General features: G+C 40.1%; 6 protein-coding genes. 1 reads left to right on the forward strand and 5 read right to left on the reverse strand.

Translation table 11 applies throughout. The features are described 5' to 3' along the window. The first annotated feature begins 1 nt into the window (after position 1). Positions 2-1,123 carry an ABC transporter permease gene (locus tag NSS81_RS08780; protein ID WP_342433119.1) on the forward strand — a complete coding sequence of 374 codons (1,122 nt, stop codon included), beginning with the start codon at positions 2-4 and terminating at the stop codon, positions 1,121-1,123. A gap of 169 nt (positions 1,124-1,292) precedes the next feature. Here NSS81_RS08780 and NSS81_RS08785 read toward each other — a convergent pair whose 3' ends face one another. The 5 genes from NSS81_RS08785 to NSS81_RS08805 form a co-directional block, all read right to left on the reverse strand. Next, positions 1,293-2,156: a cation diffusion facilitator family transporter gene (locus NSS81_RS08785; protein ID WP_342433120.1), complete on the reverse strand. Its 864-nt coding sequence runs from the start codon at positions 2,154-2,156 to the stop codon at positions 1,293-1,295. A gap of 532 nt (positions 2,157-2,688) precedes the next feature. Next, positions 2,689-7,179, reverse strand: coding sequence for an immunoglobulin-like domain-containing protein (locus NSS81_RS08790; RefSeq protein ID WP_342433121.1), 4,491 nt, complete (start codon positions 7,177-7,179; stop codon positions 2,689-2,691). 171 nt (positions 7,180-7,350) lie between these two features. Continuing rightward, a complete protein-coding gene (locus tag NSS81_RS08795; protein ID WP_342433122.1) occupies positions 7,351-7,860 on the reverse strand; it encodes a DoxX family membrane protein in 510 nt (169 codons plus the stop codon). A gap of 358 nt (positions 7,861-8,218) precedes the next feature. Then, on the reverse strand, positions 8,219-12,472 hold the full coding sequence (locus NSS81_RS08800) for a discoidin domain-containing protein (protein ID WP_342433123.1): 4,254 nt from the start codon (positions 12,470-12,472) through the stop codon (positions 8,219-8,221). 454 nt (positions 12,473-12,926) lie between these two features. Next, complete coding sequence (locus tag NSS81_RS08805; RefSeq protein WP_342433124.1) at positions 12,927-17,318, reverse strand: endo-alpha-N-acetylgalactosaminidase family protein; 4,392 nt, start codon at positions 17,316-17,318, stop codon at positions 12,927-12,929. Between the last annotated feature and the right edge of the window lie 396 nt (positions 17,319-17,714).

A 17,714-nucleotide genomic window follows, 5' to 3' on the forward strand; every position in this document is an offset into this window, starting at 1 on the left:
CATGAATAATTTCAATCAGTTTAAAAAGATGTTCTTAGCCCAATTAAAATTAACCCTCCGTGAAAAACAAGCCTGGTTTTGGGGAATTTTCTTCCCCGTTATTTTAATGGTTATCTTTATGGTGATCTTTAGCGGAACGTCAACGGATGAATTTCAGTCAAAAGTTGCTATTGTTTCAGAAAATCCGAATCCCACATCAGAAATGATGTTAGCCCAAATCAATCAACTATCCATCCTTGAAGTGGAGACAGGCGAACCAGTTAGCAGAAAAAAAGCAGAAGAATGGGTGAAGGACAAAGATGTGGATGCAGCTATTGTCTTACCTGAATCCGAGGCTAACACCTCGATTGTCCTGCTCGTAAACAAAGAAAATGAGCAAGGGGTGACAACGCAAGCCCTGTCGGGGATTCTTGATAATTTTGTTCAACAGGCAAACTTAGCCGCTGTGGGAGCTGCCCCTACCTATGCTATTCAGTTTGAATCGCTTACGTCTGGAAGTAATGAGTTAAACTACACTGATTTCCTTTTAACGGGGATGATTGCCCTATCGATTGCTCAGGGCGGGATGTTTGGGATGGTTGATTTAGTAGAAATGCGCCGCAAAGGGTTAATTAAAAGACTGCGGATGACACCTGCAAATATGGGGATTTTCGGTCTAAGTGATATGGTCATGCGTTTGTTGTTCAGCATCATCCAGATTTTGCTGCTGTCACTGATTGGGGTGTTTATATTTGGCGCCAATCTCTATATCAATTTTCCAAGCCTGATCATGGTGTTTTTATTCGGTGCACTTTCCTTCAATGCTTTAGGCTACTTCTTCTCTTCCTTCAGCACGACAACCAATGCCTATATGGGCGTTGCCAATATTGTTAGCTTTGTGATGATGTTTTTAAGCGGTGTGTTCTTTCCCATTGAAACCATGCCTGACTGGCTGCAGCCGATTTCTAACCTGCTCCCCCTTACCTACTTTGCTGAAGGCTTGAGGGATAGTATGGTTTATGAAACAGGCATATTTTCGAGTACCCTTTGGTTTGGGATTGGAGTATTAATCCTCTGGGGAGCCCTTGCCTTTCTCATTGGGGCATGGCTGTATAAAAGAAAATCGATTGTTGCCACTCGATGAACAGAATAAAAAAGACGATTCGAGGGGGAGTTAAAGGGTTCCGTTTTGGGGACGTTTATGAATTTTAAATATTAAATGGCCTAATTTCTCAATCTAATGCGAAGAAATTAGGCTTTTTTCATTTCTGTATTAAAGTGTCCTTGAAAATATACTAGCATCATATAGACAATTATTTTAAATCGACATAGATATTATCTAAAGGTATTTTGGTATGATTTGATACTAATTCCTTGATCACTTTTTGTATGTTATTAACTAACTTTGAAGACGATTTTACTCTAATTAAAGTGTATACTTCTTGTTCATTTATACACCATACTTTTACATCCTCAACAGTTAAATCTTGGTTCGTTTCTTGTAGAGTTTTTTTAATCCCATCAACGGAATAGCCATTAGGGGTCCCTTCCATTAATATATTAAAGGATTCTTTTGTGATTTTAACGCCACCAGCAATAATGATGATCGATGTTATGATACTACCGATTGGATCTAACCATGTTAGTCCAAAATATTTAATACCCAATGCCGCAATGACGACACTCACACTAGTAAATAAGTCAGCTAAAACGTGAAGCATTGCACTTTTTACGTTCAAATTAGAATTGGCCTTCGTCAAAATATAGCCCACGATTCCATTTACAACTAAACCAATTGTCCCGACAACTAACATTTGGTTCGGAATAATTTCTATTGGATTATACATACGACTGATCGCTTCAGCAATTATAAATATAGGGATAATCACTAACGTTAAACCATTAATAAATGCTGCGATTGGTTCAAATCGCTTGTAGCCAAATGTTTTATTTTTTGTTACTGCCTTTGTAGCCATAATTGTTGCGATTAGTGAAAGAATCAATGAGAAAGCGTCTGAACTCATGTGTACACCATCGCCCATCATCATTAAGGATCCTGAAATAAATCCATAGATAATTTCAACTAAAGCAAAAAACAGGGTTAAGGATGCAGCCCAAATAAAAAGCTTTTTATTTTTTTTATAGTAATTTTCAGATTGCATCTCGTTACTACTCATTTACATCAGCTCCTTGATTAAAACTATTATTAATTTATAATACGATTATCATTAGCTAAAGTCAAGATTAATTGAGAATATATTTATCTAATTGAGAATGATAATTCCTTTCAACCCCTTTAATATTGGAATTATTCAATAAACATCCGCTAATATTAATGATAATTATTATTAATTAATTTTATTTATCAAAGTATAATTTCTATCATTTTCAATAAAGTAAATGTTCGTGGATAATAAGCACAGTTATAATCCCTTAACTGCAAAGTTTGTGAAGGAATATACTTAAACAAAGAGGGTTTTAATTAAATATGAGTATATTAAAAGGACCATTTTTGTGGTCCTTTTAATATACTTGAATGTTTAAATTTTTATTTATCATTACTTTATCTAAAGTAAATGATATCGACCCAATCTAGTACCTTATCTGTTATACCAATTCTTTGCTCCGGCATTTAGTCATATAGCTAGAAATAAGAGGTATAGGGAAATTTCCCCTATACCCCTTACCTCGCTATCTAACAATTCAGGCTTATTTAACCCAAACTCCGTTACGATCAAGTTTACTTCCATCAACGATGGTATTATAAGCCATACTACCATCGGATTTTAGATAGTACCAGTTTTTGCCCAATTGGAGCCAGCCTGTTTTCATCACTCCATTAGCATTTAGGTAGTACCATGCTCCTCCGAGGCTGAGCCAACCTGTCTTCATAGCTCCACTCTCATTTAAGTAGTACCATGTGCCACCAAGGCTGAGCCAACCTGTCTTCATAGCTCCACTCCCATTTAAGTAGTACCATGTTCCACCGAGGCTGAGCCAACCCGTCTTCATAGCTCCACTCCCATTTAAGTAGTACCATGTTCCTCCAAGGCTGAGCCAACCTGTCTTCATAGCTCCACTCTCATTTAAGTAGTACCATGTTCCACCGAGATTGAGCCAACCCGTCTTCATGATTCCAGCCTCATCCATGTAATACCATGTATTTGCAGGTTGAATCCACCCTGTTTTCTTTACTCCCGTAATCAGATCATAGTAGTACCAGTTGCCATTTTCATTTACCCATCCAGACTTAACATTTTCAACAACTGTTATTTTTCTATTACTGGTTGTCGTATTTCCAGATGAATCGATAACTTTATATGTGATTGTGTAGACACCGCTTTGGTTTGCATTCACCTCTCCTGTTACGATCACAACACTAGTCAAATCACCATCTACATTATCATGTGCCGTGACGCCAGCTTTTGCATCAAAAGTGGAACCACTATATATTGTATTATCTTCCACTCCTACAATAATCGGTTTGATGTCATCAATCACGGTAATCTTTCTTTCTAGACCAGTCGAATTTCCAGCTTGGTCTGTTACGGTGTACGTTAACGTATAGACCATTGGTTTCGTGTTGTCCACTGTTCCACTTACCTGAATACTTGCGGTAAGATCTCCATCTACGTTATCCCAAGCTGTAATGTCAGCTAATTCATTAAAGGTTTCACCAATTTTGAGCGTCTTGTCCGTCGCCCCTAGAATCGATGGTTTCTCCCTATCAATTACGTTTATGGTTATCGTATATTCCTTTTTTGTTCCATCCTCGGATGTGGAAATTAACGTAAATTGATTCTCACCTACTACTAGGTCCTTGTAACCAGTCCCCGCTACTTTTGCGAAAGGATCTTCCGCTAAGGCATTGACATAAATATTCATTACTGAACTCGGAACTTCTAATTCATATACGAAAATGTCCGTTGAAAAACTTGGCGTTAACGGATAGACCTTACTTTCCTTCTCAGCACTCAAAGTTATCGTAGAAAGATTGGCATTAGCTGGATCGCTAAGATAAAAGAGCTTATCCTTTGAAAAAACAGTAGTATTCCCTGCCAAATCTTCAATCCCTGTCAATTCGCCAGCTACAAATCCATTTTGACCAGCCTTTATCTCATAGTACAGCTCATAGCTTTTTCCACTGCCGCCCGCTACTGCGGTCATTGGGTATTCCTCGTTATCGATTCCACCAGTCAATTTAAGCTTTACACCTGGCAAAATCTGCTCACTGAATTCAACAGTAATATGCGCGTAATCACCGCTGCGATACACTTTTTCAGCTGATTCGATCGATAGAACGGTTGGAATTATCCCATCCGTTTGAAGGATATTATCTTTTGAAAAAGAGTTCACATTTCCCGCCAGGTCTTCTATACCTGTTATTACCGCATTGACCGAGCCAAAATCACCATCTTTTACCGTGTATTCATAGGTAAATTCCATTCCATTGCTGCCTTCAACTTCTGTCATTAACACTGGCTCATTACTTGCACTACCAACTAATGTTAATGAAATACCTGGTTTTACCGGCTCACTGATTGAAGCCTGAATCACGATCTTATCGCCTAATTTACTCCTGCTTGGTGTTGCTTCTATCCTCGTTACATATGGCAGGATTCCGTCAATTTCAAAAAGATTACTATAATTGTAGTCTTGAAATAACTCATTGTTGACATTAAATACTTCAGTAATACGGGCATTGATTTGTCCGCTGCTTCCATAAGGGACAGTATAGGTATACGTGAAACTACGACCATCACTTTCTGGCATCTCCGTCATAGCACGCGGCTCTAGAACAGCTCCGCCATCGCCATCAAGTGACAGCTTAACACCCGCTTTTACACTTTCCGTGAAGTTTGCCGTAATGACAATCTTGTCGCCCGCTTTTCCTTTTGACTTTGAGGCTGTCAACGAATGAATTGGCGTAGTTCTAATATTTTTTGTAAAAACACTTTCTTCAGTATAGCTATCATAACGATTTCCATCTTCTGTACTTACGTTTGATATCGTTGCATTCACACTTCCTAAGTTATAGTTATTTGGAACTGTATATTGAAGCAAATATTTTGTGCCATTGCTTCCAGCTACCTCTGTCATCGTGGCCTCTTCTAATTCAACAGCACCATCAAGTGACAGTTTTATATCGGAAGTAACTCGTTGAAAAAATGTTGCAGTCAGGGTAATTTTATCTCCAGACTGTGTTTCTGATTTTGTCGATGTAATCGATTTTAAAGGGATAACCTGAAAAGTATTTTGCTTTGAAAGTGCATTACCATAAAGGTCTAATATTCCCGGAAAAGAAATATGAACCTGTCCAAACGATTCTTCATTAATAAGATAAGACATCGTGTGTTCATTTTCACTATTTACATCCATCAACCCTTCAAACGAAATAGCACCATTTAATTTAAATTGTTCCGTTTCTACCTTGAAAAAATCACTATCTTTTAAGGTGATTTTAACGGTATCAGATGGTTTTACAACCTTTTTCTCTACTGAAACAAGGTCAAAAGCCTGACCTTTCCAACTCGTTGAAACGACCGTACCATCATTTTTTAAACCTACGGTATGCGCGCTGCCTGCTGTTATAGCTACGATGTCCTGCCATTGGCTTGTATGAAGCTGTCCAAAATCATTTGAGCCTACGGCAAGGACGGTGCCATCACTTTTTAAACCTACAGTAAATGCATGTCCTGTAGCTATCGCAATGATATCTTTCCAATCACTAACGTTTGTTTGTCCAGAACTATTATTTCCAACTGCGACTACCGTTCCATCGCTTTTTAAGCCAACAGTATGGGAACCTCCAGCAGAAATTGAACGAATATCATGCCAATCTTGAACCTGTAATTGTCCAAAATAGTTTTCACCAGCTCCAACTACTGTTCCTCCCGTTTTTAAACCAACGGTATGAGTAGCACCAACAGAGATGTCGGCAATGTCATTCCAACCAGTAACCTTTGATTGGGCAGAACCTTTATAGCCGACTGCCACCACGGTTCCATCATTTTTCACGCCTACTGTGAATCCGTCTCCAACTGCTACGTCATTAATACCAAGCCAACCACTTACATTTGCTTCCCCATTCCCGTTATTCCCTGCCGCGACAACGGTTCCATCGCTTTTCAAGCCAATGCTATGAGAACGACCAGTGGAAGTGGCAACGATATCGGACCAATCAGATACATAGTTTTTTCCGCTACCATTATCACCAATTCCAACCACCGTGCCATTCTCTTTTACACCCAATATATTTTTCTCACCAGCCGAAATGGCAGTGATATCTTTCCAATCACTTAAATTCATTTGAGCACCAGAACTATCTCCTACTGCTATCACGGCACCATCGCTTTTTAAGCCCACGGTATGCGCACCCACTGCAGAAAGTGCAATGATATTTTTCCAGCCGCTAACATCAATTTGTCCAGAATGATTCCACCCTGTACCCACAACTGTTCCATCACTTTTTAAGCCTACCAAATGATAGTCACCTGAAGAAATCGCAATGATATTCTCCCAACCACTAACATCTAGGCTTGTATCAGTAGTAACGACGGTTCCATCGTTTTTTAATCCTGCAACATGGCTATTTCCTACCGATATTGCTACAATATTTGACCAATTAACAACCGCAGAATATCCACTTGGATACATTCCACTCGCGACAACCGTTCCATCACTTTTTAAACCCGCAGAATGGAACATACCGGCAGAAACGGCGACGATATCCTTCCAGTCGCTTACATTTCCTGGCCCTCCCGCAGAGATAACGGAACCATCACCTTTTAGTCCTAATACAGAACTATCTGCTGCCGAAATGGCAACTAAATTTGCCCAATTGGCAATCGTTTCTTGTCCTTCCCACGAACCGCCATCAACCACAGCAGTTCCATCCTTTTTTAATCCAACAGTATAATAACTTCCTGACGCTATCGAGACGATATTCTTCCAATTGCTAACATTCGTTTCATACATTCCTGTTTCAATAACCGTTCCATCTACTTGTAAAATAGAGGTACGAGAATTCTCACCCGCCACAATCCCCTCAAACCTTTTCGCATCTTCTCTCGTTAATAAACCCGCTGCGTCGGCGGACTTAATGTTTTCAAATTTACTCTGAAACATCGCAGCCGGCAAGAAATTTAAAACTAGTGAGATGATTAACGCCAAACCTATTGCCCTATTAAACTTTCTCATTAACATACCCCTCTTTATTGTAAAATCATTGTTACCTAATTGTAACATGCCTTAATTTACTAGAATCGCTGAAGATTTTTACTTAATTTGAAGGAATTTCCTAGATTGCTAAAAATTTAAAGACACCATCCAATTTTTCTGGATGGTGTCTTTAGTTTGAGCCTTTGTCTGTTATGCAGCTGCATTATTCTTATTTGTGTATTTCTTAACTGTTCTACGGATGAATGGAACCACCCAGCGATCTAAACCAATCCGTCCTGCGTTGTAGCCTGCTGTTAAGATGATGAAGCCTAAGAAGATGTCTGTGGGGTTATGAGAAACCGTTCCTGCTAAGAAGAAACTGAAGTTCATCACGAGTCCAAAGAACATTGCTGCTGTTGTTAAGCAACCAAGAAGTAATCCTAAACCGATTAACGCTTCGCCCCAAGGGACTAGGAAGTTGAATAATTCAATGTTTGGTAAGGCAAAGTTTTCTAGGAAGCTAACGTACCAGCCGTAAACCATGCTGCCATCCGGACCTTTAACGGGGTTTGCAACAGCATTTGCTAAATAGCCTGAAGCATCAAAACCATCTACAATTTTGTGATAACCGGCTGTCAGCCACGCGTAGCCAAGGTACAAACGAATAGCAGTTAAAATAGCAGCAGAGATTTTATTTTCCCTTAAAAAATTTATAAACATAAGTCATTCCGCCTTTCAAAATTTGTTTGTTCTTTATACTTATAATATATTGTATTCCAAACATTAATACTATGAAGATAGTGTTAATTTCACAGTTTGTTAGAAATGTTTTGACTAATGTATGAACAGCATGGAAAATGCCGAGCTGCTGGGGATTTTCGAACAATTCTAAGCAAAAAAAAGAATGCACAGAGCTACCTCTGTGCATTCTTTTAACCATAATACCAATCATACAAATGGAATCGGCTGCTTTGCTGCTATCATTAAGCTTTTGTAGCGGTGTTCAGAAGGTTGCCTGAAACATTTGAGTGGCTGCCGGATTCTCGGTTTTTTGCGGCTCAGTTGGCTTTCGGCCACACTACTTAGCTTTTACTTTCACTGAAGCCGTTTTCACATAATCCCCAAATCCACCAACGGTTAATGTGAAGGTAATCGTGTATTTACCAGGTGTATTGGCATCAAAGTCACCTTTATCAATCACAACTGAGCTTGTTGCATCTTTTCTTTCGGAGTCTTTCGCTACCACGATTAAGGACACTAGATCAAGCTTATCTCCTGGAGAAATCGTCGCATTTTTGACAGCTAAAACTGGTTTTTTCAGCTTTTCCGGGTCGGTAGCTTTCTCTTTAACAGTTACCGTTGCGGTTTTTACTATATCTTCATAGCCTTCTGCCTTCAATGTGAAGGTGATCATATATGTTCCTGGTTTAGTCGCATCAAAGTTGCCTTCATCGATTTCAACGGATGCTGTGGCATCATTACCCCTGGAGTCCTTCGCTTCGGTAATAAGCGAGGTTAAATCCAGTTCATCTCCGGCGATGATTGTTGCGTCCTTCACTATCAGAATTGGCTCAACAAGCTGTTCTTCCACTTTCTTATGCAAAGAAAATTCTGCTGCACTAGCAAATCCGCCCATTCCATTTTCAACAATGAACCGAACATACTTGGCTGAAACACCAATTAAATCAATGGTTTTTATATTCGCATCATTTCCCCAGGAACCAGCAGTCACATCTGAATAATTTTGACCATCGGTACTTACTTGAACGCGATAGTTTAAAATGTTGCCATTCTGTCCACCCGCTTGTCTTGGAGTATAGACAAATTTGCTTAGGGTGGTTTCCTCAGCAAGCTCCATGTTTACTTCATACGGGAGCGGTGGGTTTTTGCTCCACTTGGAGTGCCAGATCGTACCTGTATTTCCGTCAAATGCGAGCCCAATCGGCCCTTCCACTTTCGTATCTCCTTGAACAGTTTCTTCACTCGTAGCAGAAATGTTCATGGTGCCAGGATCAATCCTAGTTGGATCGATATATTTTCCTTTTACGATAGTTAATGTAGAAATAACCCCATTAACAGAATTCGTTGCACTGCCGATTCTTTCAAGCGGTAATACCAATGTGTTATAAGGCATCCTCGTATCAGCAGTAAGCGGGATTTCTTCGCCATTGACAAATAATCTAGTTTTCTCTAATTCTGTCACAAAAGTGAGCGTTGTCTTTTTGCCAGCTGTCAGCTTGTAATCAAAGGAATAGGAACGGCCTGCATAATCGTAACCTACATAGCCATCCTTATTTAAAGCATAAATAGTTGCATAGGTTTTATTCGGACCCGCATAGCTCTCTTCTGCCAAAATTTGCGGACCATTCGTATCCTTCAAGGTTAAGGTCACATTCATAACCGCATTCGGGCCTAGATTTTCCAAGCCAGTCGTAACATAGCTTTCCGAATCGTTTAATTGAAGCCCTTTGCCTGCAACAACATCGGCATTAACCTTTTCTTCTACGTCATAGCCATTGCCACTATTGTCCTGCAGCCCTTTTGTAAAATTATAATCAATCACCGTTGAATCAACTGTTGCTACATCAAACTTTGGATTCGTTGTTGGAGCAAATCCTGTTTTCTTTGCTGTCTCATTGAATTCAGCAAAGGTCACACCTGATGTATCGCTGCCCCAGTTCTTTTGGGCAATAGCAGGAATCGCATCAAACACGCGGTCAAACATATCATATGGGGTAATACCATTTTCAAGTTTACCAACCTTATCATTCCATAAAGCAAACATACCTCCCAAGAATTGAGGATTTGATTCGTTGACAACGGTGCCATTGGAAAACTTATTTGGTTGATAGCTGTTATATATGGTTTGCGAATTTAAGCGATCCCTATAGTAGCCCGCTCTTGGGACCATATAAACTTGGCCGTCATCAATGTTAATGATATCAAAGCCTTGGTTTAGCATTTGTTGCGGGTTCGCCCATCCTGTATTCCAAACCTGTAATTGAACATCTTTAGAGGTAACTGGTGTCGTCCCGGTTTTATTTGAAAGGCTTCCCCATAGTCGTACAGTTCGTTGTTTTTCGTCGCGAACAAATTTCAACATATTATCGACATAGGCACGATAGGCTTCCGCACCTCCATAATACTCATCGCTTCCAATATGAATAGGAGCGTCTTTAAATACAGGGCTATCACCATCCAAATACTCATTATAAATCGATTTAATGAACGGCAGCGTATCTGGATGCGATAAATCAAGCATGGCTGCTGCTTCTTCAGGTGGTTTACCGTTTACAATTTGACCTTTATAGTAAAGATCAGGTCTTACCTTCACCATGGACAAGGCATGTCCAGGTGTATCAAACTCTGGAACAATATCGATCCCATAATCTCCAGCATCCGTGATGAATCGATTAAATTCCTGCTTGGTATAATAACCATCTTGAGATGTCAAAGGAACCCCATTCTCTCCAACAATATTGGACTCCAATCTGAAGCCGGCATAGGCATTATCGATGGCATCGTCAATCGAGTTAAATAAATGCATTTCTAATTCATTGTCATTTAAATGAACCTGGAAATCATTCAATTTGTAGTAACTCATGTTTTTGACATATTCATAGAGATAATCGAGATCAGTAAACTTACGGCCGACATCGAGCATAAAGCCTCGAATTTTGAATTTCGGATAATCCCTTACCAATCCATTTGGTATCAAATTTCCGTCATTTAGTTTCAACAGTTGAAGTAATGTTCTTGTCGCATAAAATGCACCTGTATACTCTTCTGCTGTCACAACGATATTACCGTTCTGAATTTCAATCCCATATCCTTCTTCACCGTACACACCTTCTGCATCCTTTTTGAAAATGATCGCATTGGTGTCTTTCGATTCAATCGAGAGATGCAATCCCTCCATGTCAATCAGATCCTGTTGGAATAGTTTAGCTGCCTTTTGGAAGGCTGGTTCTTGAACCACAATAGCAGTTGAAGCATCAACGACCTTGAATCCTTCTAGTCCATACCATTCTTGAAGAGCAGGGATTACGATTGGCTTTTCATTTTCCCCCTCATCTTCATGTGCCCCAGCTACGGAAACGGTAAATTCCTTTGACTCCGTGCTTTTATTTGTTTTTGTTAACTTCAGAGTTACCTTTACATTTTTATCCGTTAACGGCCTAAATACATTACCCTCCAGGTCAATGACGGGTAAAGCATTACTTCCCACAATGGCGATTTCTCCATTTGTTGCTTGTGGTAGGTTAAGTTTGCCTGTTTCATCATTTACTGGCAGGGACGTAATTTGTTCAAGTGAGGTAATTTCCCCCGGTATTTCATTTTTATGGATGGAGAATACTTCTACTTCGTTAATACCAATATTTGGCCAGTTTATCGTACCGCCATCATATTGGGTAATTTCCAATTTTAAATACCGGGCATTTACCGGACTTGGAACGGTTAACTGTTGACGTTGGTTATCAAACTTTTGCGTCTGTCGATAGAAAGGTAAATATTGCGTGCCGTCCTCTGAATACGTCAAATTAAAGGCAATAATATTAGTTCTTTCCCAGTTAATGATGACTGACTGCACTTGAGTTAATGCATTCAGGTCAATAGTCAAGGTTCTTGCCACATTATCACCCCTGTCGGTGGACCAGCGGGTATTCATGTTTCCATCAACAGTGTTTCCGGGAACAAAGGTACTACCTGCTTCCGTATTTGAAGCTGTTGCGGTTTTTCCAACTGCAACATTATCGGTTCCAACAACCACTGGAATTAAGCTTTCTAAAACCTCAAATTCAAAAACGGAGACAGTTGCCCAGTCCACGTCCTTTTCTATATTAGGAGAATTTGAGACAAAATCTGTGATGACCAATCTTACTATTTTAGCTGTTTCAGCATTTGCCAGCTTAATCGTTTCAATCCATTGGTTTTTATTAGCAGTAGAGTTATAGACTGTTTTAAAACTTGTACCATCATTGGAGACTTGGATGGAATAAGCATTGACATTTTTTCTTTCCCAATGGATTTTAAAGCCTTGAAAGGTTTTTACTTCAGGATATTCCACTTGAAGCCATTTTGGGTTTTCCTTTGAGGCCAAGCCCAAAGTGCTCGCCCATCTGGAGTCCTTATTTGTATACCGATCATATTTTCCATCGAAGGCTTTTTCCGGGCCAAAGGAAGCGGTCTCCGAGCCGGACGACGTATAGATTGGTTCAGTGGCTGCTATCGCACCAGCCGATAGCCCTGTTAAAAATGTGGGCAAAATTAATAGAATCGTAAGAAGTATAATTGTTGATCTTCTAAATAATCTCTTTGATAAATAACTCAAATCAGTTTCCTCCTCTTAATATCGCGCCTACTGTTTCACCTTGTTGGATGGTAAACTAATCAAAACCTGCCTGACTCTATCACTCCTTCTTGTGAAGTTTTTATATAAAATATATAAAACCCGAAATTGAACGGCCTGCTTCCATTGGCGGCTTCAAGACACCGCTTTCATTAGATAATAAAAAAAGCATAGAGGTACCGCGGGTCAAATGACCCATCCAGTCACCACTATGCCTGATCGAATCAGTAACATATGATCTAATATAATTACATGAATATTGCGTCTATTCCACATTATATCATATTTCAAATTATTTTGATAATACATGATATACTTTTTTAACTCCGAAAGAGCTTTCACCACAGCAAAAAAGGCGATTCGAGGGGGTTCGAATCCTTTGCCTCTACAGTCAGTGATGTTAAACCATACTCATCCCCCCGTAATCGTTGCATCCTTAACTGCCAAGCTTGGGAGCAATGCGTTCGATACGCAGATTATCAAGAATGAACGTACCCGCACCTGTGTCTCCATTCAGACTTGTTCCGTCACTAAAGATTCCGATATAGGTTTGACCATTGTCTGAAGCTTTAATGGTAAACTCTGCTGTTTTCGTATCAGTTGATGCATAAAGTGTTTGGTTCTCGTTTAAACCAGTTACATTTTCAATACTGCGAGCATCAATCTCCTGGTCCCCGGAGATAAAGCGATAGGCATTCGCGGTTGTTTGGTAATCAAAAGACACTTTATACGTTTCTCCAGCTTCAAAGTGAAAGTGCTGTGGAATGGTGCGGTAAACTAAACCTTTATTTCCTGTATTTACTTTAACAGACCAGTTGCCGCCTAATACATCATCCACCAGCTTTTTGCCAGCCCAGCCTTTTTGTGTATAAGGAGCGTTTAGTTCAGATAAATGGATTCTGTTGTCTTCCACACCTTCTGTGTTCCCCACAACAAATGGATAAACTCCTTGTACAACGGATTCAAAATCCTGTACAAATACATTTGGCGAGACGAAGTTACTCACTGTTTTTTGTACAATCCGAATGTCATCAAATTTGGTCGTTCCTTCACCTGCCTCACGGCTGAGAATGAGTTCGGCCTTTTTAGCTGTTGCAGTAAAACTTACCTGCATTCGTTGCATTTTACTGTTGTAGCCATCATTCGTTGCATGGGAATCTGCCTTTACATAATTCTTTTGCAAGCTGCGAAGCGTGTAATTGCTGACATCCGTTACTCCGCCCTTTACAGCGATTCCAGCTTTTACATTGCTATTATTTTCTACATAGACCTCAGCGACATAATCTTTTCCAGGCTCAAGGTCAGTAAGAACACGCGAAACAGAAGTAAACTCCGATGGATTTTCGAAATTCAAATAATAGTCGCCACTGCTCAGATTACGAGCATCACCGGTTTGCGAGGTGCGGACAACACTGACAGCATCCTTATCACCGGCCACTTTTGTAAGTGAATCCTTGACAGTTCCCGAATTGAATCCTGTGTCATAAACATGGGCAGCAGTGCTCCAATCATCGACTTGCAAGCCCTTCTCCTTTTTCTCCGGCACGACAATATATGGGGTAGCCGCTTCGGCCGTTAAAGTGACCTGATTATTAACGACCTTGACCTTCTCAACATCTGTCCGGCCTTGATCAGTCAATTTATAGACATACACTTTCGAAATTCCTGCATATTCGTCCGGTAGCGTCCAAGTAGTCGTACCTCCTGCCAAATTCCAGTGATACAATTTTTCGGAATCAGGGGTTGGATTTTTGAAATCCTGTTCCACCCATGGAATTAAATAAGCATGCTCATCAAGCACAACATTCCCATTTAGCTTAATCACTCGTTCTCTCGAATTGTCTTTTCTTGTGACAACAACCTCATCTCCGTTGCTTGGATCCGTTAATTTAATCTCTTTTTCAAGGTTTGTTGCATTTCTATTGCCTTCAGCCGTTGTCCAATTAGTTACATAATATTTTTGCAAAAATTTCGTTGGAAGATTATTATCGAATGTCATTCGGATATAGTTATCAAAATTCTTATCCGATTGCCAGCCTTCAAAACCTGCCAGTTCAAATCCGCCAAGGAGTGGATGATCTGCTGTTCCGCCCGCTTCTGGCCAATTCAATACCCAGGAGTCTTTCTGATGGTTGCCAATAAATCGAAGAACCTCTGAGTTGATCCCCTTGCTTGTTGGTCCGCCATAGTTCTTATCCGTAGCCCAGTGCTGCCATGTAGAGTAGTTATTGATGGATGTACCAAATTCAGTGGTAACTCTCCAGTTCCGCTCCATTAATTGCTCTGCTACCCGGTCAGATTCCCATTGGTCTTGATACCATACATCCAAATAGATGAAGTCAAGGCCTGGTGCTGCCTTTTTCAACTGATCAAGTCTAGTTGCACGCTTTCCTGAAGCTAAGTCTTTAATTTTATCAATGACATAGCCTTGGTCTAACCAACCCCAGCCCCTTGAGTTTGGACCTTCGATCAAGTCATCACTGAAGGCTTTTGCTTCGGGATAGGTTTCTTGCGCATTAATGTGGACACCAAATTCTGCGTTATATTTGTGGCCTTCCTCAATAAGCGTATTTAAATCCTGTTCCCCGCCCATCCGTTCTCCTACATCACCGTAGTCCGGGTGAGCGCTATCATGACCTTCGTTTCCATAGCCTTTTAATAAAACTGCTTGTCCCAATTCATCTGTTGCCAGGGCAACCTTCTTGACATTATCCAATGATTTTAAGAATGGCTGTTGAACCTGTGAACCAAAGTTCATAGCAATTCGATAACCGACTAGATTGTTCACATTTTCTGAACCCTTAATTGCCGGCATAAGTTCACGGTAAGCAATCGCACCGTCCTGCCAATCTAGATTTTCATCTTGATTCAAATCTTCGGCGATAGCCACTTTAATCGTTGGTTTAAATGCTTGCGGTGCTGTCATAAAAGAACGCTGATAATACATGGTGTTCGAACCAATTCCCACTGCTTTGGCACCATCTGAATTTTGGTAGCGGCTGGCAATTAGATTCCCATAGCCATTAACCTCTGAGCTGGACCATACTCCTGCACTCAATTCATTATTAGATACAAAACCAGCATAATACGAAGCACGTGTTCCAACACCGGTCATAGATTCATTAACTGTAACGTCAACATCGCCCGGCTTTGTTACATCACTGCTTACATTGGCAAATCTTGCTTTTGCATTTTCCTGATTGGAATTGACAGAGACAAAGTTCATATCTGCAAAATCAACTGTTTCGATTTTTGCAGAACCTGCATTAGCGATTTCATCAAAGCTATAGATAACCTTGTTATCCGCTACTTTCAATGAAACTTTGAAACTGGCATCCAGATCTTCAATTTCATCGACAACTTTTAACGTGTATAACGCTTCACTGCTGCTAACCTTCGTAAATTGAACAGTCGGATAGTAGAGCAGGCCGTTAACTTTTAAGCCATAGGCAGGAGTTTCCTGGCCATTCATCACTTTATTGCCCACTTGGTATTTCACTACACGAGGGAAAATCTCGTCAATTGTCACATCCATATAGTCAGATGAGATTGTATTCAATACCGGTGGTGTATTTGGTGCTTTAGGAGGCACAATTTCCTTAATCTTAATGTTAGCAATCTTAAGGCTTGCTGCGCCGCGACTCTTTTCAAAACCAAATAATCCGGCTTGATCCACCCCGCCTGAAAGTGTCCAAGTCGTTATCTTCTCGCCATCAAGGTACATGGTAGCAGAATCATCGATAACCTTTACGCTTAAATGATAGGTTTCACCAGCTGTCAATGCTTTTCCTGTCGTCATTGATGTCCAACTGTTTTTTGGCCCAAAGATCTCTCCAAAATACTGATTGTTGGCATCACCTGTACCAACATAGGTATACGCGCTTGCATCTTGCACACGGTAAAGCATACCCAAGCGATTCATAGTACCTGAAACAGGAGTAATATCTGCTTCAAAAATTCCATTTTTGACTTTTGGTGCATTGTAAACAAAACGATTCTTTGCTGTAGAAGTAACATCAAATGTAGCAGAACCGTCCTCATTATATGTTACGGTTCCATTGCCAGATAGAACAGTAAAGTCACCTTCTATTAGGGTAGAATCCGTAATATCCACCGGCTCTGTTTCTTCAGGAGGATCAACAGGGTCAGTTGGAGGATCTACCGGCGGTTCCACTGCAGTGTCCTTTAAGTCTATTAACACCTGACTGTTCTCGCTGCCCCATTGGCCAAGTCTAATGGCTTCCTTGCCATCAACAAGATTATTGGCAGCTTCAGGTAAGCTCACATGCCCAAATAAATCTTGTCCATCCAATGTAACGGAAAAATTGGTTTGGTCATAGTCAATTTTGATAGTATGTTCCGTTCCTGCTGCAGGATTGTCCACATTTGGTCTATTATTCAACCAAGTTCCCGAACCCTGATATTTGTACTCATAGAACCAGCCGCCCAAGTCGTAGCCTATAAATACAAAGTTGTTGTGATCCTTATAGTGAGGATAGAAACCAAATCTTGTCTTTCCACCATCTGTTTCTGGAATAAAGGTATACTCCATGGTTCCCGTTTGCTTAGAAATCGCATCTTTTTCTTGGAAAACTGCTGCTTTTGCTCCATTATCATTACCTGCACCTGTTCCAAGCCTTACATAGGCCTTTCCATTTTGTCCGACAACCTGATTGATTTCATTTCCTCCAGAAGAAATGGTCACCCATGGGTTGTTTGCTTGCGCGGCAACTTTTGCAGGTGAAACAAATCCTGGTAGAAATGTCGGTAAGATTAACATAAGAGCAAGAAACGTACTAAAGAATCTCTTCATTTGCTGCATGTCCAATTTATTCCCTCCTCGTATATGTATGATGCTGTAAAAAGGAATACTAGCTAGTAGGATTTGTATGTTCCAACAGTGATTAATTCCCTCCTCCAAATAAAAAAGCCGGATTATAGAATCAACAGCACCTATGACTGCGGAATATGTCCAAATTACTAGCAGATTTACTTTCCATATATTCAAGGCTACTTACAATGAAGCGTTTACACAACTAAGATATTGTCTTGTTTTTTATATATCTTGCTTTTTACTTTATTTTTCGCAAACATATTAAAAATTTGGTATTTTTACAATTGCAAAAAAAACATGAAGTATCCCATGGTAATTACTAATCTCCAAGGTACTCCATGCTCCTTATTTAATTTTTCTCCTTGCAAGTTACGGTGCTGCTATTTTAAT

It is taken from the genome of Neobacillus sp. FSL H8-0543 (assembly GCF_038592905.1).
Lineage (GTDB): Bacteria > Bacillota > Bacilli > Bacillales > Cytobacillaceae > Neobacillus.

Excerpts from the sequence above, each read along its gene's own strand:
- NSS81_RS08780 (WP_342433119.1), top strand. The coding sequence starts at position 2 with ATGAATAATTTCAATCAGTTTAAAAAGATGTTCTTAGCCCAATTAAAA.
- NSS81_RS08785 (WP_342433120.1), bottom strand. The coding sequence starts at position 2,156 with ATGAGTAGTAACGAGATGCAATCTGAAAATTACTATAAAAAAAATAAA.
- NSS81_RS08790 (WP_342433121.1), bottom strand. The coding sequence starts at position 7,179 with ATGAGAAAGTTTAATAGGGCAATAGGTTTGGCGTTAATCATCTCACTA.
- NSS81_RS08795 (WP_342433122.1), bottom strand. The coding sequence starts at position 7,860 with ATGTTTATAAATTTTTTAAGGGAAAATAAAATCTCTGCTGCTATTTTA.